The sequence below is a fragment of the Variovorax sp. GW821-FHT09D04 genome (genome assembly GCF_059416405.1).
The window spans coordinates 93,765-109,709 of the sequence record NZ_JBWKPA010000001.1; the positions used below are offsets into that span (position 1 = coordinate 93,765).

The window sequence follows — 15,945 nt, forward strand, 5'->3', positions numbered from 1 at the left end:
CCCATCGGGGAAGCCCCCGGGGCGTCACCTTGGCGACGCCCATTCTTCGTACGTCGGGTAGGCACAGCGCATCGGCTATCGTGCGGGCTCCGCTTCACCTGTGCCTGCCTGCCATGCCCGATCCCGCCCGCCCCACCTTGCGCCGACGCATCGCCCTGTTCAGTGCCGCACTGGCCGCCCTGGCCGCGGCGGGCTGCTCGCGGGTCCCCCGGTTCGGCATGTCGGCCCCTCCGACGGAGCCGCAGTCCAAGGAACCGCCGACATGGTTCGTGGCTGACTGCTGGCTCGGAACCGAGGACGTGGTCCCGCCGCACAAGGGCAAGGCCGGCGGCTCGGCGGCCGGTACGCTGACGCTGGCCACCGGGCTGTTCGAATGGCGCGTGAACGCCGCACGCCTGAGCGGCCCGGCGACGGTCGTCGGCTTCTACGGCCCCGCCGCCAAGGGCAGCAATGGCCCGCTGGCGATCCAGCTGCCGCTGCCCAGCGAGGGGGAGCCGCGCAACGACGGCGCCGGCTACGAGCGGACCGGCACGAGCCGGCTGACGCCCGCCCAGATGACTGACCTGATGGCGGGCCTCTGGTATGTGAGCGTGTCGACCCAGGCCTGGCCGGGCGGCGAGGTCCGGGGCCAGCTCAAGCGCAGCACCTGGGGCGTGCACGGCGGCTGACATCGGCCCCCGATGCGATGCGCTCTGCGACTACAGACAGGCGCGGATTTCGGAGCGATACCTGCGGTTCTCCCTCCGATCCACCCTCCACCTGACTGAAGGAATGTCCATGGCAGCAGACAAGCACGCAAGCGTTCACTGGGAAGGCGCCGGCAAGACCGGCAAGGGCCTGGTCAGCACCGAGACCGGCGCCCTCAAGGACTACCCCTACGGCTTCGCCAGCCGCTTCGAAGACGACCGGCGCGGCACCAACCCCGAGGAAATCGTCGGCGCGGCCCATGCGGCCTGCCTGACGATGGCCTTTGCCTTCGCGCTGGAAGCGGCAGGCCTGACCGCGACGCGCATCGACACCAAGGCCGCCGTGCGGCTGGCCAAGGACGGCGCCGGTTTCAAGATCGATCGCATCCAGCTCGAACTGGACGCGGCCGTGCCCAACCTCGACGAAGCGAAGTTCCAGGAAATCGCCGCCGCCGCCAAGGCCGGTTGCCCGCTGTCGAAGGCGCTGGCGAGCGTGCCCGAGATCACGCTGAAGGCCACGCTGGCCAGCTGACCGCGCTGCTTATGATCGTCTCCACAAAAAAGGAGACGGATCATGAGCAAGCCCACCCGGACCGCATCGGCGGTCCTTTCTTTCGCCCTCGGCGCGTTCGGTGCGTTCGGCACCACGGCGGCCCTGGCCGCCTACCCCGACAAGCCGATCAAGGTCGTCATCGGCTTCCCGGCCGGCGGCCCGCTCGACCAGCACGCGCGCCTGTTGACCGACAAGCTGCAGGCCGTGCTCGGCCAGCCGCTGATCGTCGACTACAAGCCCGGCGCGGGCGGCTCGGTCGGTGCCGACTTCGTCGCCAAGAGCCCGGCCGACGGCTACACGCTGGTGCTGGCCAACACCGGCGTGGCGGTGATCAACGGCGCGCTCTACAGCAAGCTGCCCTACAACACGCAGCGCGACTTCGTGCCGATCGCGCGCACCGCGATGCAGCCGCTGGCGCTCTTGGTCACGCCCAAGCTGCCGGTGCAGAACCTCAAGCAGTTCATCGACTACGCCAAGGCGCGGCCGGGCCAGGTCAACTACGGCTCGGCGGGCAACGGCGGCATCAGCCACCTCGTGCCCGAGATGTTCAAGACCGCGACCGGCCTCTTCATGGTGCACATCCCCTACCGCGGCAGCGCGCCGGCCTTCACCGACCTGATGGGCGGGCAGGTGCAGTTCATGGCCGAGTCGATTCCGCAGGCCGCCAACTATCACAAGCAGGGCAAGGTGCGCGCGCTGGCCGTGACCAGCCGCGAGCGCAACCCCGCGCTGCCCGACGTGCCGACCGTCATCGAGTCGGGCGTCAAGGGCTTCGAGGTGGTGGGCTTCTACGGCTTCCTGGCGCCGAAGGACACGCCCAAGGACGTGGTCGCCAAGCTCAGCGATGCATTCAGGCAGGTGCTGACCAGCCCCGAGGTGCGCGAGCGCATGGTGAGCCAGGGCGCGGACCCGGCCTACCTGGGCAGCGAGGACTTCGCTCGCTTCCTCGCGACGGAAACGCCGCGCTGGGACAAGGCGGTGAAGGCCTCGGGCGCGCGGATGGACTGAACCCCGGCGAGGTTCAACGCGGCGTGGCCGCGTGCCGCTCCAGCTGTGCGCGGTCGAGCAGTTCGATGCTGCGGTAGCGCACGCGCAGCGTGCCGTCTTCCTCCCACAGCTTGAGCTGGCGGTTCACGCTCTGGCGCGACACGCCGAGCATGAACGACAGGTCTTCCTGCGACACGCCCAGCAGCGTGCCGCCCCCTTCCTCCGCAGGCGCGACCGCGCGCGCATCCAGCGTGAGCAGCCGGTGCGCCAGCCGCACGGGCAGCGGCATCAGGATCACGTCGTCGATCCAGGCCAGCGCCTGGCGCAGCCGCAGGCACACGAGCCGGGTGAAGGCCATGTGCACGTCGGGATGGTCGGCCACCAGCCGGTGGAAGTCGGCCGCGGCGACCACGGCCATCTCGGTGGTGTCGACGGCGCAGGTGTCGTAGACGCGCTCGCGCCCCACCAGCAGCGAGACCTCGCCGAACCAGTGACCCGGCTCGAGCATCGCGATCACCGCTTCGCGCCCGCCCGGCGCGACCACGCTCACGCGCAACGAGCCGCTGACCACGCCGAACAGCGCGTCGGGCGACGAGCCCTTGTGGAACAGCGATTCGCCGCGCACCAGCGTGCGCCGGTGCGCCACCGCGAGCAGGCGCTGCTGCACGTCGTCGGCCAGCCGCATGTCGCTGTTGTGCACGGGCGAAGGCTGCGCGTCCGGCTCGGCGGGGCTGGCGCTGGAAGAAGGGGAAGAGCGTGGCATCGCGGGTTTGTCCGGGGCCTCGATTGCCAACACCGGACAGTCTGGCGTCGAGGCGCTGTCGATAGTACGCAGGCCACCCGGGTCGACGCATTCGCGGCAACCCGATGTCCCCTGTCACCCCTGTCGCATGGAGCACACCCCGATGACCACACTGACCGACCTGCAAGCCCGCCGCGAGCGCCTCGTGCTCGACCATTTCGCCGACGAAACCCGCCAGGACTTCGACGCGGTGCTGGGCACCTTCCCGCACCCGCACTACGAGCTGATTCCCAGCGGCGAGGTGCACGACGGCATCGCCGACGTGCGCCAGTACTACACCGACACGCGCCGCGCCTTCCCCGACCAGCGCCACGAGATCATCCAGCTGCGCCATGCCGACGACTCGGTGATCGTCGAGTTCTGGCTGCTCGGCACGCACCGCGGCCCGCTCAAGGGCCTGCCGCCGACGGGCAACAGCTTTCGCTGCCGCATGAACGCCTTCTTCATCTTCGAGGGCGACCGGCTGGTGTGCGAGCGCGTGTACTTCGACACGCTGACGATGCTGCGCCAGCTGCTCGTGGGCGTGCCCGCTGAGATGGTGGGCGGCCTGGTCGCCGGACTGCTCGGCCAAACCGCCCCGCGGGCCGAGGCCGCCACGGCATGACCGACGCGCTCGCCCGGCCACTCGAAGGACGCCATGCGATCGTGACCGGCGGTGCGCGCGGCATCGGCCTGGCCATCGCGCGGCGCTGCCTCGCGAACGGCGCGGGCGTCGCGCTGTGGGATGTCGAGGCCGCGACGCTGGCGGATGCGGTGGCGCAACTGGCGCCGCTGGGCACCGTGGTCACATCGTTGGTCGACGTGCGCGACGAAGACCAGATCGCCCGCGCGGCTTCGCAATCGCAGGAGCGCTTCGGCCGCGTCGACATCCTCGTCAACAACGCGGGCGTGCTCGGACCGACCGTGCCCGCGTGGGAGCACACGCCCGCGCAATGGCGCCACGTGCTCGACATCAACCTCACGGGCGCCTGGCTGTGCTGCCGCGCCATCGCGCCGCTGATGCTGGCGCAACGGCGCGGGCGCATCGTCAACATCGCCTCGGTCGCGGGCAAGGAAGGCAACGGCTTCAACGCCGCCTACTCGGCCTCGAAGGCCGGGCTCATCGCGCTGACCAAGTCGCTCGGCAAGGAGCTGGCCTCGTCGGGCGTGCTGGTGAACTGCATCACGCCCTCGGCGGCCGACACGGCCGTCTTCGCAGGCGTGCCCGCCGAGCACCGCGAACAGCTGCGCACCGCCCTGCTCTCGCGCGTGCCGATGGGGCGCTTCGTCGACGTCGACGAGGTGGCGGCGATGGCCGCGTGGCTGGCGTCGGACGAGTGCTCGTTCAGCACCGGGGCGGTGTTCGATATCTCCGGAGGGCGCTCGATGTACTGAGCGACGAACCCGCAAGCCCACGCATCCAGACACAGGAGACGACCATGACCCGAGACCCCGAACCCACAGGCTTCGCGCAGATCACCGAACTCGACGACACGCGCCACGCCGCCATGCCGCAAGACCGCCTGCGCGCCATCCGCCGCGGCGCCGAAGCCCTGCGCGAGCGGCTGCTCGACGCGCCGCCGGTTCACTTCGCGCGCAGCTTCAACCTGCTGCGCATTCCGTACCCCGCGTGGTTCGCCTTCACCGGCGTGTACTCGCAGCAGCTGCTCAAGCCGCACATGGTGCATCTGCTGGCGCGCACCGTGCTCGTCCAGTACGACGACTTCGAAGGCCGGCTGCGCACGCTGCTCTTCACGCCGGCCGACTTCGAAGCCGGCAACGAGACGCCCTACTTCAAGCGCCTGAGCGACCAGACGCCGAAGTTCCTGCACAAGGCGATCGCGCCGGTCTACCAGACCGTGCTGCAGGCGCTCGCCAGCTGCGGCGTGGCGCCCGAACAGATCGACCACATCACCTACGACCACCTGCACACGCAGGACGTGCGCCGCTGGCTCGGCAGCGCGGGCGCGCCGGGCCTGCTGCCGAACGCGAAGCTGCTGGTGCACCGCCAGGAGCTCGCGAACGTGCAGGGCTTGCTGCCGGTGCAGGCCGAGTGGTACTGCCCGCACGGCCTGGACGGGGTGCCGCCCGAACGCGTCGTCGCCTTCGACGGCAGCCTGCAGCTCGGGCCCGGCATCGCGCTGGTGCACACGCCGGGGCACACCGAAGGCAACCACTCGCTGGTGTACCGCACGGGCGACGGCCTGCGCGTGAGCAGCGAGAACGGCGTGGCCGCCGACAGCTGGGCGCCGCTGCAGTCGCGCCACAACGGCATCCGCCGCTATGCGCAGGCCACGGGCGCCGAGGTGATCCTCAACGGCAACACGCAGGAAAGCAGCAACGACCAGTACCTGTCGATGGTGCTCGAGAAGACGCTCGCGGGCACCTCGGCGCTGCACGGCTTCAGCAACGTCGTGCCGTCGGCCGAGTGCTCGCCGCACTGGCTGTTTCCCGGTGCGCCGACCAGCCACCTGTGGGGCGAAACCAGCTTCGGCGCGCTCGTGCGGGCCTGACCCGCCGGCACGCGCACCACAGCCAACAAGAAAAGGAGACACACCGATGAACACCGCCACCCTCGACGCCGCCGGCGCGCGCACGCCGGCTTCGGCCGATGCGCGCGACGACGCCGCGCTCTTTCGCAAGATCACCTGGCGGCTGATGCCGCTGCTGTGCGCCTGCTACGTGCTGAACTACCTGGACCGCACCAACGTCGGCTACGCGCAGCTGCAGATGAAGGACCAGCTGGGCTTCAGCGACGCGGTGTTCGGGCTGGGCGCCGGCATCTTCTTTCTCGGCTACGCGGTGTTCGAGATCCCGAGCAACCTGATGCTCGCGAAGATCGGCGTGCGTGCCACGCTGCTGCGCATCATGGGCCTGTGGGGCCTGGCCTCGGCGGCGATGATGTTCGCCACCACGCCCACGCAGTTCTACGTGCTGCGCTTTCTCATCGGCGTGTTCGAGGCCGGCTTCGCGCCGGGCGTGCTGTTCTACCTGACGCTGTGGTTCCCCTCGCGCCGCCGCGCGCAGGCCACCGCGCTCTTCTTCATGGCCTTCGGCGCGGCGCCCATCGTCGCGGGGCCGATCGCCGGGCTCACGATGACCTACCTGGACGGCGTACTGGCGCTGCGCGGCTGGCAGTGGCTGTTCCTGCTCGAAGGGCTGCCGAGCGTGCTGCTGGGCGTCATCGCCTTCCGCACGCTGTCGAACAGCCCGGCGCAGGCGCCGTGGCTCTCGGCGACCGAGAAGCAGCGCGTGGCCCACCTGCTGGCCGAGGACCAGGCCGCGCACGGCGCCGCCGGGCGCCACACCTTCGGCGCGGCGATGCGCGACGGGCGCGTGTGGCTGATCGGCTTCATGTCCTTCCTGATCATCCTGGGCATCTATGCGCTGTCGTTCTGGCAACCGACGATCCTGAAGTCGATGGGGCTCAGCGTGCTGCAGATCGGCTTCTACTCGGTGATTCCCGCCGTGGCCGGCATCGCGGCCAACATCCTCGTGGGGCGCCACTCCGACCGGCACCAGGAACGCCGCTGGCACTTCGCGCTGGGCGCGCTCGCGGGCGCGGCCGGCCTGGCGCTGACCACGCTCTTCATGCACAGCCCCGTGGCCGCCGTGCTGTGCCTGGCGCTGGCGTCGATGGGCATCTCGAGCGCCTTCACCGTGCTGTGGGCGATTCCCGGCAGCTTCATGTCCAGGAGCGCCGCGGCGGCGGGCATCGCGCTCATCAGCACCATCGGCGGCAGCGCGGGGCTGGTGGCGCCGATGATGGTGGGCGCGCTCAAGACGCTCACGGGCGGCTTCACGGCCAGCCTGTATGTGCTGAGCGGCGCGCTGGTGCTGTCGGCGCTGCTCATGCTGCTGGCCCTGCCCCGCAGCGCGCTCGGCCAGCGCTAGCGCGCACCGCCGGCGCACCGCGGCCGGCCCATTTCGGTGCACACAGCTTGCATACCAGTTGGCACGGAAGCTGCTGATATGCAGGCCTATGGCCATCTCCGCATCCGAAATCAGTGCACGCATCGTCGAAGCGGTGATGGCGCAGAAGCTCGCGCCCGGCGCGCGCCTGGGCGAGCAGCCGCTGGCGATGCTGTTCGACTGCAGCCGCACCATCGTGCGCGAGGCGCTCACGCGGCTGGCCGCGCGCGGCATCGTCACGGTGAGCGCGCGGCGCGGCTGGTTCGTCATCGAGCCTTCGCAGGACGAGGCGCGCGAGGCCTTCGAGGCGCGGCGCGTGATCGAGCTCGGCCTCATCCGCAGCACGGGCCGGATCGACAAGGCCGCCCTGCGCCAATTGAAGGCGCACCTGCAGCGTGAAAAGGCCGCACTGAAAGAGAGCGACGTCGGCCACCGCAGCTTCCTGCTGGGCGACTTCCATGTGTGCCTGGCCGAATGCCTGGGCAACACGCTGCTGGCCGACACGCTGCGCGACTTCACCGCGCGCACCACGCTGATCGCCATGCTCTACCAGAGCACGCATGACGCCGTGCAGTCGTGCGAAGACCACGTGCAGATCGTCGCGGCGCTGGAGCGCGGCGACCACGCCGCCGCCGAGGCGCTGATGGCCGAACACATCGGCACGGTGCAGTCGGCGCTGCGCGTGCAGGCGCCCGCCGACCCGCTCGCGCAGCTGCGCGATGCATTGGCACCGCTGAACAACACCCCCGCGCCGAAGCGCCGCCGCAAGGCCGCGCCCGCCGACGACGCCACCGATTCATCGACCTACCTAGGAGCCCTGCTATGACCTCTTTCGCCTCCCGCCGTCTTGCCCTCGCGCTGGCCAGCGCCGCCCTGCTGGCCGCCACCGGCACCGCCCAGGCGCAGAACGCGCTCGACAACGTGCTCAAGGCCAAGACCATCAAGATCGCCGTGCCCACCGACTACCCGCCCTACGGCTCGGTCGACCGCAACATGCAGCCGCAGGGCCTGGACGTGGAGATGGCGCAGCTCGTCGCCGCCAAGCTCGGCGTGAAGGTCGAGCTGGTGCCGGTGACCAGCGCCAACCGCATTCCCTACCTGCAGACGCGCAAGGCCGACCTCGTGATCTCCACGCTCGGCAAGAACGTCGAGCGCGAGAAGGTGATCGACTTCAGCGCGGCCTACGCGCCCTTCTTCCAGGCCGTGTATGCGGCCAAGAGCATGAAGCTCACCAGCTTCGCCGACATGGCCGGCAAGACCGTCGCCGTGACGCGCGGCGCCATGGAAGACCAGGAACTGAACAAGGTGGCGCCGCCGAACGTCGACTACCGCCGCTTCGAGGACAACAACGCGACGATCGCCGCCTTCGTGGCCGGCCAGACGCAAACCCTCGCCACCAGCGCGGCGGTGGCCGGCGACATGCTCGCGAAGAACCCGAAGGTGAGCGCCGAGTACAAGCTGCTGCTCAAAGACAGCCCCTGCTTCATCGGCATCGCCAAGGGCGAGACCGCATTGAAGACCCGGGTCAACGAGATCATTGCCGCAGCCAAGAAGGACGGCACGCTCGACGCGATGTCCAAGAAGTGGCTCGGCAAGGCCGCCGGCGACCTGCCGGTCTGATCGAAGGGCGCGGCCATGGGCATTGAATTCGACTTCGGCGCGGTGCTCGCCGAGTGGCCGCTGCTGCTGCGCGGCGCGGCGTGGACGCTGGGCCTCACGGCCGTCGGCACCGTGCTCGGCCTGGCCGTGGGCACGCTGTGCGCGTGGGCCCGCTCGGGCGGGCCGGCGTGGCTGCGCGCGCTCGTGGGCGCGTACGTGGAGCTGATCCGCAACACGCCCTTCATCGTGCAGCTGTTCTTCATCTTCTTCGGGCTGCCGGCCGCGGGCGTGAAGCTCTCGCCCGAGGTGGCCTCGGTGATCGCGATGGTGATGAACCTGGGCGCGTATTCCACCGAGATCATCCGCGCCGGCATCGAGGCCACCCCCAAGGGGCAGATCGAGGCCGCCGTGAGCCTGGCGCTCAGCAAGGCGCAGGTGTTCCTGCGCGTGGTGCTGCCGCCGGCGCTCAAGAAGGTGTGGCCCGCGATGGTGAGCCAGATCGTCATCGTGATGCTGGGCTCGGCGGTGTGCGGGCAGATCTCGACCGAGGAGCTGAGCTATGCGGCCAACCTGATCCAGAGCCGCAACTTCCGCGCCTTCGAATCCTTCATCGTCGCCACGCTCATCTACCTGGCGCTGGCCGTGGCGCTGCGCCGCCTGCTCCAGTGGGCGGGGCCGCGCTTCTTCTTCGGCCGCTGAACGCGAGGCCCTTGCACCATGGTCGATTTTTCTCTGTGGGACATCCTGCGCAACCTGCTGATGGCGCTGCGCTGGACCGTCGTGCTCTCGCTCATCGCCTTCGTCGGCGGCGGGATCGTGGGTGCGCTGCTGCCGTTCGCGCGGCTGCGCGGCGGCAAGGCGGCGCAGCGGGTCGTGGGCCTGTACGTGCAGCTGTTCCAGGGCACGCCGCTGCTGATGCAGCTGTTTCTCGCCTACTTCGGCATCGCGCTGTTCGGAATCGACGTGTCGGCGTGGACCGCCGCGAGCGTGGCGCTCACGCTGTACACCAGCGCCTTTCTCACCGAGATCTGGCGCGGCTGCGTGGCCTCGATCCCCAAGGGCCAGTGGGAGGCCTCGGGCAGCCTGGCGCTGAGCTTCGGCGAGCAGATGCGCCACGTGATCCTGCCGCAGGCCGTGAAGATCGCCATCGCACCGACGGTCGGTTTCCTGGTGCAGGTGATCAAGGGCACGGCGCTGGCGTCGGTGATCGGGTTCGTCGAACTCACCAAGGCCGGCAGCATGATCTCGAACGCCACCTTCCAGCCCTTCGTGGTGTTCAGCTGCGTCGCCCTGCTTTACTTCGTGCTGTGCTTCCCCGTGAGCCTGTACGCCAAGACCCTCGAGAGGAAGACCCATGGCCGCCGTGCTTGAACCCCAAACACAACCCGAAGCCGCATCGTTCGCCGCGCCCATCGTGCGCATCACGGCGCTGCGCAAGTCCTACGGCACGAACGAGGTGCTCAAGGGCATCGACCTGGACGTGAAGCGCGGCGAGGTGATCGCCATCATCGGCAAGAGCGGCTCGGGCAAGAGCACGCTCCTGCGCTGCATCAACGGGCTCGAGGTGTTCCAGGAAGGTGCGCTCACGGTCGACGGCAAGCCGCTCCTGCATGAGAGCGCGATGGCCATGCGCACGCTGCGCCAGCGCGTGGGCATGATCTTCCAGGGCTTCAACCTGTTCCCGCACCTCACGGTCGGCAAGAACGTGATGCTGGCGCCCACGCTGGTGAAGAAGCGATCGTCGATGGAAGCCGCTTCGCAGGCGCGCAAGCTGCTCGAGCGCGTGGGCCTGGCCGAGAAGTTCGATGCGATGCCCGAGCAGCTGTCGGGCGGCCAGCAGCAGCGCGTGGCCATTGCCCGCGCACTCGCGATGGAACCGGCCGTGCTGCTGTGCGACGAGATCACCTCGGCGCTCGACCCCGAGCTGGTCGGCGAGGTGCTGCGCGTGGTGGAGTCGCTGGCCGACGAAGGCATGACGCTGTTGATGGTCACGCACGAGATGAGCTTTGCGCGCAAGGTCAGCGACCGCGTGATCTTCATGCACCAGGGCCGCGTGCACGAGATGGGCCCGCCGGCGGAACTGTTCGGTGCGCCGCAGACGCCGGAGCTGAAGCAGTTCCTGTCGTCGCTGCACGACTGACCGCGCGCGTGGCAGCGGCAGCAGCGGCCGCCGCTACAGGTGCTGCGATTCGTCGATGCCCAGCCGCAGCCCCGCGGCCAGCGGCGGCACCAGCCGCCCGCCGCGCCGCTCGACCTCTTCGCCCGCCTTCAGCAGCTGCTGCACCTGCTGGAAGAGTTCGTCGCCGGCCGCGGTCAGCTGCACGCCCTGCTGGCTGCGCGCGAACAGCGCGTGCCCGAGGATGCCTTCGAGTTCCCTCACGCGGGCCGTGATGGCCGGTTGGCTGACAAAGAGGTGGCGGGCCGCCGCGTTGACGGAGCCCAAGGTCGCGGCCCAGTGAAAGGCCTCCAGTTGCCGGAAGGTGATGCGCAACACCGCAGCCACCTTTCAGCCGGGGGCTGTCGTGGACGTGCAGGGGTACACCGCGGCCTGTTCGCTCTTCTGCTTCATGTCTGCCTTCTTTCAAAGCAATTCAATCGCATCGAATGGCGAGAAGGCCACGCAACGGGGAATTCTAATTGCGTGAATTCCCATGACCACGGACGCAAACCACGGATCCAATCCAATTCAACAGAGGTGATTCCTTCTCATCAAATCCTTGAATTAACCGACTCCCAGGCTTGTAAGGCATCGCCGGGAGTGAATTGAGAATTTAGTGCAATCACAGTTCCTGTTAAAGAGAAATTTTTTGATATAGAACTTTGGAGGTAAGTGCAATTCGGCCGAAAGCCACGGGAATCGGTGGGCCTTGCGGGCCTGGCCGGGGCCGCGCGTCAATGCGCCGTCAATGCGCCGCCAACGCGCGCTCCCGCCAGGCCCCCAGGCCTTCCGGCCCGAAGCGCTCGGCGATGCGGTGCAGCCAGATCGTGAAGTGCGCCGGGGCCCGCGCCAGTTCGCGGTGCAGGTCGGGCAAGGCCAGCCATCGCCACTCGCGCACCTCGCCGGGGTCGGGTTGCGGCAGCCCGTGCGCGATGCCGACGAACACGTGGTCGTACTCGTGCTCGACCAGTTCCGCGGACACCGCCTCCCGGTAGAGAAAGGCCGTCACCGGCTGCAGCGCGCACCGCAGGCCCAGCTCTTCGTGCAGCCGCCGCAGGGCGGCCGCGCCGGTGTCCTCGCCGGGGCGCGGGTGCCCGCAGCAGCTGTTGCTCCACAGGCCGGGCGAGTGGTACTTGCCCAGCGCGCGCTGCTGCAGCAGCACGCGGCCCTGCGTGTCGAACAGGAAGATCGAGAACGCCCGGTGCAGGATGCCCTCGCGGTGGGCACTCATCTTTTCGACCGCGTGCAGCGGCCGGTCATCGGCGTCGACGGCGATCAGGAATTCGTCCATGAGCTGCTCCAGAAATGAGGGCCCGGAGCCTCGCGGCCCTGCGATTTACGTGGCCTGGCGGCTTCGAAAAAAACCGGTCCACTTCTTTAGCACGTATTTTTTGCCAGACTGCAATAAGAAATTCAAATTAGTTCGAACTGATTACACCGGCTAGGAATATAAAAAATGGAATAAACACAAATAATTACATAGATAACAAAAATATCGAATCCGATTCACAAATGAGCCCAAATCGCCCCACAGGTATTTCTTGCGCATTTCAAACCGTGGTTCCTGGTTCGCCCCTCGTGGCCCGGTCAACGGCGCGCCATCGGCAACGCGTGATCGCCGGCGCTTTCCCGCGCGCCCCGGGCCGGGTTAACCTCGCCCTCCATGGCCCGCCTTCGCACCGCATCGATCATTCGCCCGCTCTCGCGAGAGCGGGTGAGCTAGCGCACGGTTCGAAACCACGCCATGCAACCCGCCCCAGGAGGCGGGTTTTTCTTGTCCGTCTCCCGAGGTCTGTTCCCCACCCGCAGGAGACCGAATGACATCGACACCCCCCACATCTCCCTCACCTGTGCTGCACATGGTCTGCGGCAAGATCGGCGCCGGAAAATCCACGCTGACCCGGCGCCTGGCGCTGGCGCCCGCCACCGTGTGCATCAGCGAGGACACCTGGCTCGCCGCGCTCTACCCCGGCGAAATCCACGCACTGCCCGACTACGTGCGCGCCGCGGGCCGGCTCAAGCAGGCGATGGGCGAGCACGTCTGCGCGCTGCTGGGCGCCGGCGTGTCGGTGGTGCTCGACTTTCCGGCCAACACCGTGAGCCACCGCGCCTGGGCGCGCGGCCTCTTCGAGCAGGCCGGCGCGGCGCACCAGCTGCACTTTCTCGACGTGCCGGACGACATCTGCAAGGCACGGCTGCGGGCGCGCAACGCGGCGGGCGAGCACCCCTTCGAAACCTCCGACGCGCAGTTCGACCTGATCACCCGCCACTTCGTGCCGCCCACGGCCGAGGAAGGGTTCCACGTGATCCGGCACGCCTGACACCGGTGCCGGTAAGCTGCGCGCCGATGCACATCGAACCCGCCCTTTCCACCGAAGCGCCCGCCGTCGCCGCCGTGTTGACCGAAGCCGCGCAATGGCTCGCCGAGGGTGGACGCCCGCTCTGGAGCGCCGCCGACACCGGCCTCGAACGCATCCAGCGCGACACCGACGCCGGCCGCTACGTGGTGGCCAAGGAGAACGGCGACTGGGCCGGCGTGATGCGCCTCGATCTGGAAGACCCGTCGTTCTGGCCCGAGATCGCGCCCGGCAGCGCGCTCTTCGTGCACAAGCTGGCCGTGCGCCGCGCCTGGGCGGGCCGGGGCGTGTCGCGCGCGTTGCTGGGCCATGCGCGCGACCACGCCCGCGCGCTCGGGCGCCCCTGGCTGCGGCTGGACTGCGTGGCCGACCGCACCGCGCTGCGCACGCTGTACGAGGGCTTCGGCTTCGCGCTGCACAGCTGCATCGACCTGCGCGGCGGGACGTTTGCGCGCTACGAACTGCGCGTCGACGGCTGACCGTCCGACACGCCGACGCGCCCCTTCGGCGCTGGCGGGAACATCGCCGCCTGTGGCAAGCTCGCAAGCTCCATGACCGACCGAATCCCGCCCTCTCATTTCCGCCGTCGGGTGCTGCGCGCGCTGCTGGGCGCCGCCGCCCTGCCCGCGCCGTTCGCGGCGCTGGCCGGCTTCAACTTCTTCACCAACGAATACACCGCCACGCGCGAGGAGCTGCAGTCGCAGATCGCCAAGCGCTTTCCGGTGGCCGAGCGCTATGCCGAGATCTTCATGGTCGGGCTGCGCGACCCGCAGCTGGGCCTGGACGGGCGCGCCAACCGCGCGGCCATCACGGCCACGCTGACCATCGCCAGCCCGCTGCTGGCGGCCTCGCCGGTGCAGGGCGTGGTGTCGGTGAGCAGCGCGCTGCGCTACGACGCGGCGGCACGCGCGCTGCGGCTCGATCAGCCCAAGGCCGAGCGCCTCGAGCTGCAGGGCGTGGAAGGCCGCGACGCCGAGCGCCTGCAGAAGGTCGGCGCGGTGGTCGCGCAGGAACTGCTGCAGGGCCAGATCCTGCGCAGCTTCACGGCCGACGAACTCACGGTCGGGCGCAAGACCTACGAGGTGGGCGACATCACGGTGCAAGACAACGGCATCAAAGTGCAACTCAAATGAAACAACGTGCCGCCCTTCTTGTCCTGATCGCCGCTGCGCTCGTCAGCGCCGGCTGCGCCGCCATCGCCCCGAAGGCGAAACAGCATTTCGACCTGCAGGCCCACCGCGGCGGACGCGGCCTGGCGCCCGAGAACACGCTGGCCGCGTTCTCCAACGCGATGGACCTGGGCGTGACCACGCTCGAACTCGACATCGGGCTCACGGCCGACGGCGTGGTGGTGGTGTCGCACGACACGGCGCTCAACGCCGACCACACGCGCGACGCGCGCGGCGCCTGGCTCACGGCCAAGCCCGCCCCTTCCGTGCGCTCGCTCACGCTGGCGCAGCTGCAGACCTACGACGTGGGCCGCCTCAACCCCGAGAGCAACTACGGCAAGCAGTTCGCGCTGCAACAACCGCGCGACGGCGAGCGCATTCCCACGCTGGCCGCGCTGTTCGCGCAGGTGCAGGCGCGCGGCGCCGATGCCGCGCGGGTGCACTTCAACATCGAGACCAAGATCGATCCCACGAAGCCCGACGAGACCGCCGCGCCCGAGCCCATGGTGCGCGCGCTGCTGGCCGAGATCGACAAGGCGAAGATGGCCGACCGCGTGACCATCCAGAGCTTCGACTGGCGCACGCTCGCGCTGGTCGGCCAGCTCGCGCCGCAGCTGTCGCGCGCCTACCTCACCACGCCCCGCACGCTGAAGGACAGCCGCTGGACCGCCGGCCTCGACCCCGCGAGCTTCGCCTCGGTGCCGCAGCTGGTGAAGGCCGCGGCCGGTGCCTCGACCGGCCCGGTGATCTGGTCGCCGGCGCACGCCGACCTGGGCGCCCCCGCGATCCGCGAGGCGCAGAAGCTCGGCATGAAGGTCGTGCCCTGGACCGTGAACCAGCGCGCCGACATGGTGCGGCTCATGGACGCGGGCGCCGATGGCCTGATCACCGACTACCCCGACGTGCTGCGCGACCTGATGCGCGAGCGCGGACTGGCACTGCCACCACCAGCGAAGGCCACCTCATGAGCACCGTGACGCAACTCGACACCATCGCCTCGGGCATCGCCGCGCTGCAAGGCGGCGGCGGCTCGGTCGCCACGCTCTCCACGGCCGCGCGCGCCAGCACCGAGCTGCTCGCCGTCCTGCCGCCGCGCTACGGCGAGGTGCTGTTGAACCTGCTGGACCGCCTCGAATCGAGCGCGCTCTTCAGCGAGGAAAGCTGCTCGTTCAGCCAGAAAGACCTGCTCGACAACCTGCAGGTGTGGGTCGACAAGGCCCGCGGCCAACTGGTGTCTTGAGGCGCCGGCGCCCCGCCCCGGTTTATCATCGCGCCCAACCATGCGCACCCTGCTGCTCGCCCTCATGATCGCCCTGCTGCCCATCCGCGGCTGGCTCGGCGACGCCATGGCGGTCGAGATGGTGCGGCATTCGCTGCCCGCCGCCGAGGCGGTGGTGGCTGCAGCAGCCGGCATCGCCGAATCGCACTGCCATGACGCCACCATGGAGGCCGACACCGGCCACGACATGGCGGCCATGCACGACAACAGCGGCGATTCGCAGCAGTCCCACGGCACCGACCACGCGAACTGCGGCACCTGTGTCGCCTGCCAGGTCTGCCACACGGTGGCGCTCGGCGGCATGCCGCTGGTCGACACCCCGCATGCGGCGCCCCAGGCGCCGCCGGCCGCGCACGCGGCCCGCTTTGCCAGCGCCGAGCCCGTCCTGGGCTTCAAGCCGCCCATTTCCTGATCTTCCTGCCCGTAGTCCGTCCGCAGTGAGCCTTTGCCGGCTCGCAGCGTTC

The 15,945-nt window shown here is 69.3% G+C and carries 21 protein-coding genes; 18 read left to right on the forward strand and 3 right to left on the reverse strand.

Annotation, left to right across the window (positions count from 1 at the left end; translation table 11 throughout):
* The first annotated feature begins 299 nt into the window (after nt 1-299).
* The 3 genes from AC07O4_RS00485 to AC07O4_RS00495 all read left to right on the forward strand — a co-directional run bounded on the left by AC07O4_RS00485 (nt 300) and on the right by AC07O4_RS00495 (nt 2,247).
* Nucleotides 300-668, forward strand: coding sequence for a CHRD domain-containing protein (locus AC07O4_RS00485; protein ID WP_495303439.1), 369 nt, complete (start codon nt 300-302; stop codon nt 666-668).
* Nucleotides 669-777: 109 nt separating this feature from the next.
* Entirely contained in the window at nt 778-1,218 is a 441-nt protein-coding gene (locus AC07O4_RS00490) for an OsmC family protein (protein WP_062475918.1), read from the forward strand.
* A gap of 42 nt (nt 1,219-1,260) precedes the next feature.
* On the forward strand, nt 1,261-2,247 hold the full coding sequence (locus tag AC07O4_RS00495; RefSeq protein ID WP_062475921.1) for a Bug family tripartite tricarboxylate transporter substrate binding protein: 987 nt from the start codon (nt 1,261-1,263) through the stop codon (nt 2,245-2,247).
* Nucleotides 2,248-2,260: 13 nt separating this feature from the next.
* Here AC07O4_RS00495 and AC07O4_RS00500 read toward each other — a convergent pair whose 3' ends face one another.
* Complete coding sequence (locus tag AC07O4_RS00500) at nt 2,261-2,989, reverse strand: Crp/Fnr family transcriptional regulator (protein WP_495303440.1); 729 nt, start codon at nt 2,987-2,989, stop codon at nt 2,261-2,263.
* 142 nt (nt 2,990-3,131) lie between these two features.
* On the opposite strand from AC07O4_RS00500, the gene AC07O4_RS00505 reads away from it, so the two are divergent.
* From AC07O4_RS00505 to AC07O4_RS00545, 9 genes are all read left to right on the forward strand, one after another.
* Nucleotides 3,132-3,632 carry an ester cyclase gene (locus AC07O4_RS00505; protein ID WP_354343730.1) on the forward strand — a complete coding sequence of 167 codons (501 nt, stop codon included), beginning with the start codon at nt 3,132-3,134 and terminating at the stop codon, nt 3,630-3,632.
* Entirely contained in the window at nt 3,629-4,402 is a 774-nt protein-coding gene (locus AC07O4_RS00510; protein WP_495303441.1) for an SDR family NAD(P)-dependent oxidoreductase, read from the forward strand. The genes AC07O4_RS00505 and AC07O4_RS00510 overlap by 4 nt, the downstream gene beginning before the upstream one ends.
* Before the next feature lie 44 nt (nt 4,403-4,446).
* Nucleotides 4,447-5,520, forward strand: a complete 1,074-nt coding sequence (locus AC07O4_RS00515; RefSeq protein ID WP_495303442.1) for an MBL fold metallo-hydrolase — start codon at nt 4,447-4,449, stop codon at nt 5,518-5,520.
* A gap of 46 nt (nt 5,521-5,566) precedes the next feature.
* Nucleotides 5,567-6,901, forward strand: coding sequence for an MFS transporter (locus AC07O4_RS00520; protein ID WP_495303443.1), 1,335 nt, complete (start codon nt 5,567-5,569; stop codon nt 6,899-6,901).
* 88 nt (nt 6,902-6,989) lie between these two features.
* Nucleotides 6,990-7,745, forward strand: a complete 756-nt coding sequence (locus tag AC07O4_RS00525) for a GntR family transcriptional regulator (protein WP_495303444.1) — start codon at nt 6,990-6,992, stop codon at nt 7,743-7,745.
* Nucleotides 7,742-8,539: a transporter substrate-binding domain-containing protein gene (locus tag AC07O4_RS00530; RefSeq protein WP_495303445.1), complete on the forward strand. Its 798-nt coding sequence runs from the start codon at nt 7,742-7,744 to the stop codon at nt 8,537-8,539. The genes AC07O4_RS00525 and AC07O4_RS00530 overlap by 4 nt, the downstream gene beginning before the upstream one ends.
* A gap of 15 nt (nt 8,540-8,554) precedes the next feature.
* Nucleotides 8,555-9,217: an amino acid ABC transporter permease gene (locus AC07O4_RS00535; RefSeq protein WP_495303446.1), complete on the forward strand. Its 663-nt coding sequence runs from the start codon at nt 8,555-8,557 to the stop codon at nt 9,215-9,217.
* Between the two features lie 18 nt (nt 9,218-9,235).
* On the forward strand, nt 9,236-9,889 hold the full coding sequence (locus AC07O4_RS00540; protein ID WP_495303447.1) for an amino acid ABC transporter permease: 654 nt from the start codon (nt 9,236-9,238) through the stop codon (nt 9,887-9,889).
* The gene (locus AC07O4_RS00545; RefSeq protein ID WP_062475950.1) at nt 9,873-10,658 is read left to right on the forward strand and encodes an amino acid ABC transporter ATP-binding protein; all 786 of its coding nucleotides are present in this window, start codon (nt 9,873-9,875) and stop codon (nt 10,656-10,658) included. The genes AC07O4_RS00540 and AC07O4_RS00545 overlap by 17 nt, the downstream gene beginning before the upstream one ends.
* A 33-nt stretch (nt 10,659-10,691) precedes the next feature.
* Here AC07O4_RS00545 and AC07O4_RS00550 read toward each other — a convergent pair whose 3' ends face one another.
* Both AC07O4_RS00550 and idi read right to left on the reverse strand, forming a co-directional pair.
* Nucleotides 10,692-11,012: a LysR family transcriptional regulator gene (locus AC07O4_RS00550; protein ID WP_159275929.1), complete on the reverse strand. Its 321-nt coding sequence runs from the start codon at nt 11,010-11,012 to the stop codon at nt 10,692-10,694.
* 409 nt (nt 11,013-11,421) lie between these two features.
* A complete protein-coding gene (idi, locus tag AC07O4_RS00555) occupies nt 11,422-11,967 on the reverse strand; it encodes an isopentenyl-diphosphate Delta-isomerase (RefSeq protein ID WP_495303448.1) in 546 nt (181 codons plus the stop codon).
* Nucleotides 11,968-12,493: 526 nt separating this feature from the next.
* Between idi and AC07O4_RS00560 the strand changes: the two genes are divergently transcribed.
* From AC07O4_RS00560 to AC07O4_RS00585, 6 genes are all read left to right on the forward strand, one after another.
* The gene (locus tag AC07O4_RS00560; RefSeq protein ID WP_495303449.1) at nt 12,494-12,997 is read left to right on the forward strand and encodes a P-loop nucleotide/nucleoside kinase family protein; all 504 of its coding nucleotides are present in this window, start codon (nt 12,494-12,496) and stop codon (nt 12,995-12,997) included.
* 26 nt (nt 12,998-13,023) lie between these two features.
* A complete protein-coding gene (locus AC07O4_RS00565) occupies nt 13,024-13,512 on the forward strand; it encodes a GNAT family N-acetyltransferase (RefSeq protein ID WP_495303450.1) in 489 nt (162 codons plus the stop codon).
* Between the two features lie 72 nt (nt 13,513-13,584).
* Nucleotides 13,585-14,166, forward strand: a complete 582-nt coding sequence (locus AC07O4_RS00570) for a YceB family lipoprotein (RefSeq protein ID WP_062475964.1) — start codon at nt 13,585-13,587, stop codon at nt 14,164-14,166.
* Nucleotides 14,163-15,170 carry a glycerophosphodiester phosphodiesterase gene (locus tag AC07O4_RS00575; protein ID WP_495303451.1) on the forward strand — a complete coding sequence of 336 codons (1,008 nt, stop codon included), beginning with the start codon at nt 14,163-14,165 and terminating at the stop codon, nt 15,168-15,170. Before AC07O4_RS00570 ends, AC07O4_RS00575 begins: the two co-directional genes overlap by 4 nt.
* A complete protein-coding gene (locus AC07O4_RS00580; protein WP_492736635.1) occupies nt 15,167-15,442 on the forward strand; it encodes a hypothetical protein in 276 nt (91 codons plus the stop codon). Before AC07O4_RS00575 ends, AC07O4_RS00580 begins: the two co-directional genes overlap by 4 nt.
* Before the next feature lie 40 nt (nt 15,443-15,482).
* Complete coding sequence (locus tag AC07O4_RS00585) at nt 15,483-15,893, forward strand: hypothetical protein (RefSeq protein ID WP_495303452.1); 411 nt, start codon at nt 15,483-15,485, stop codon at nt 15,891-15,893.
* Nucleotides 15,894-15,945: the final 52 nt, after the last annotated feature.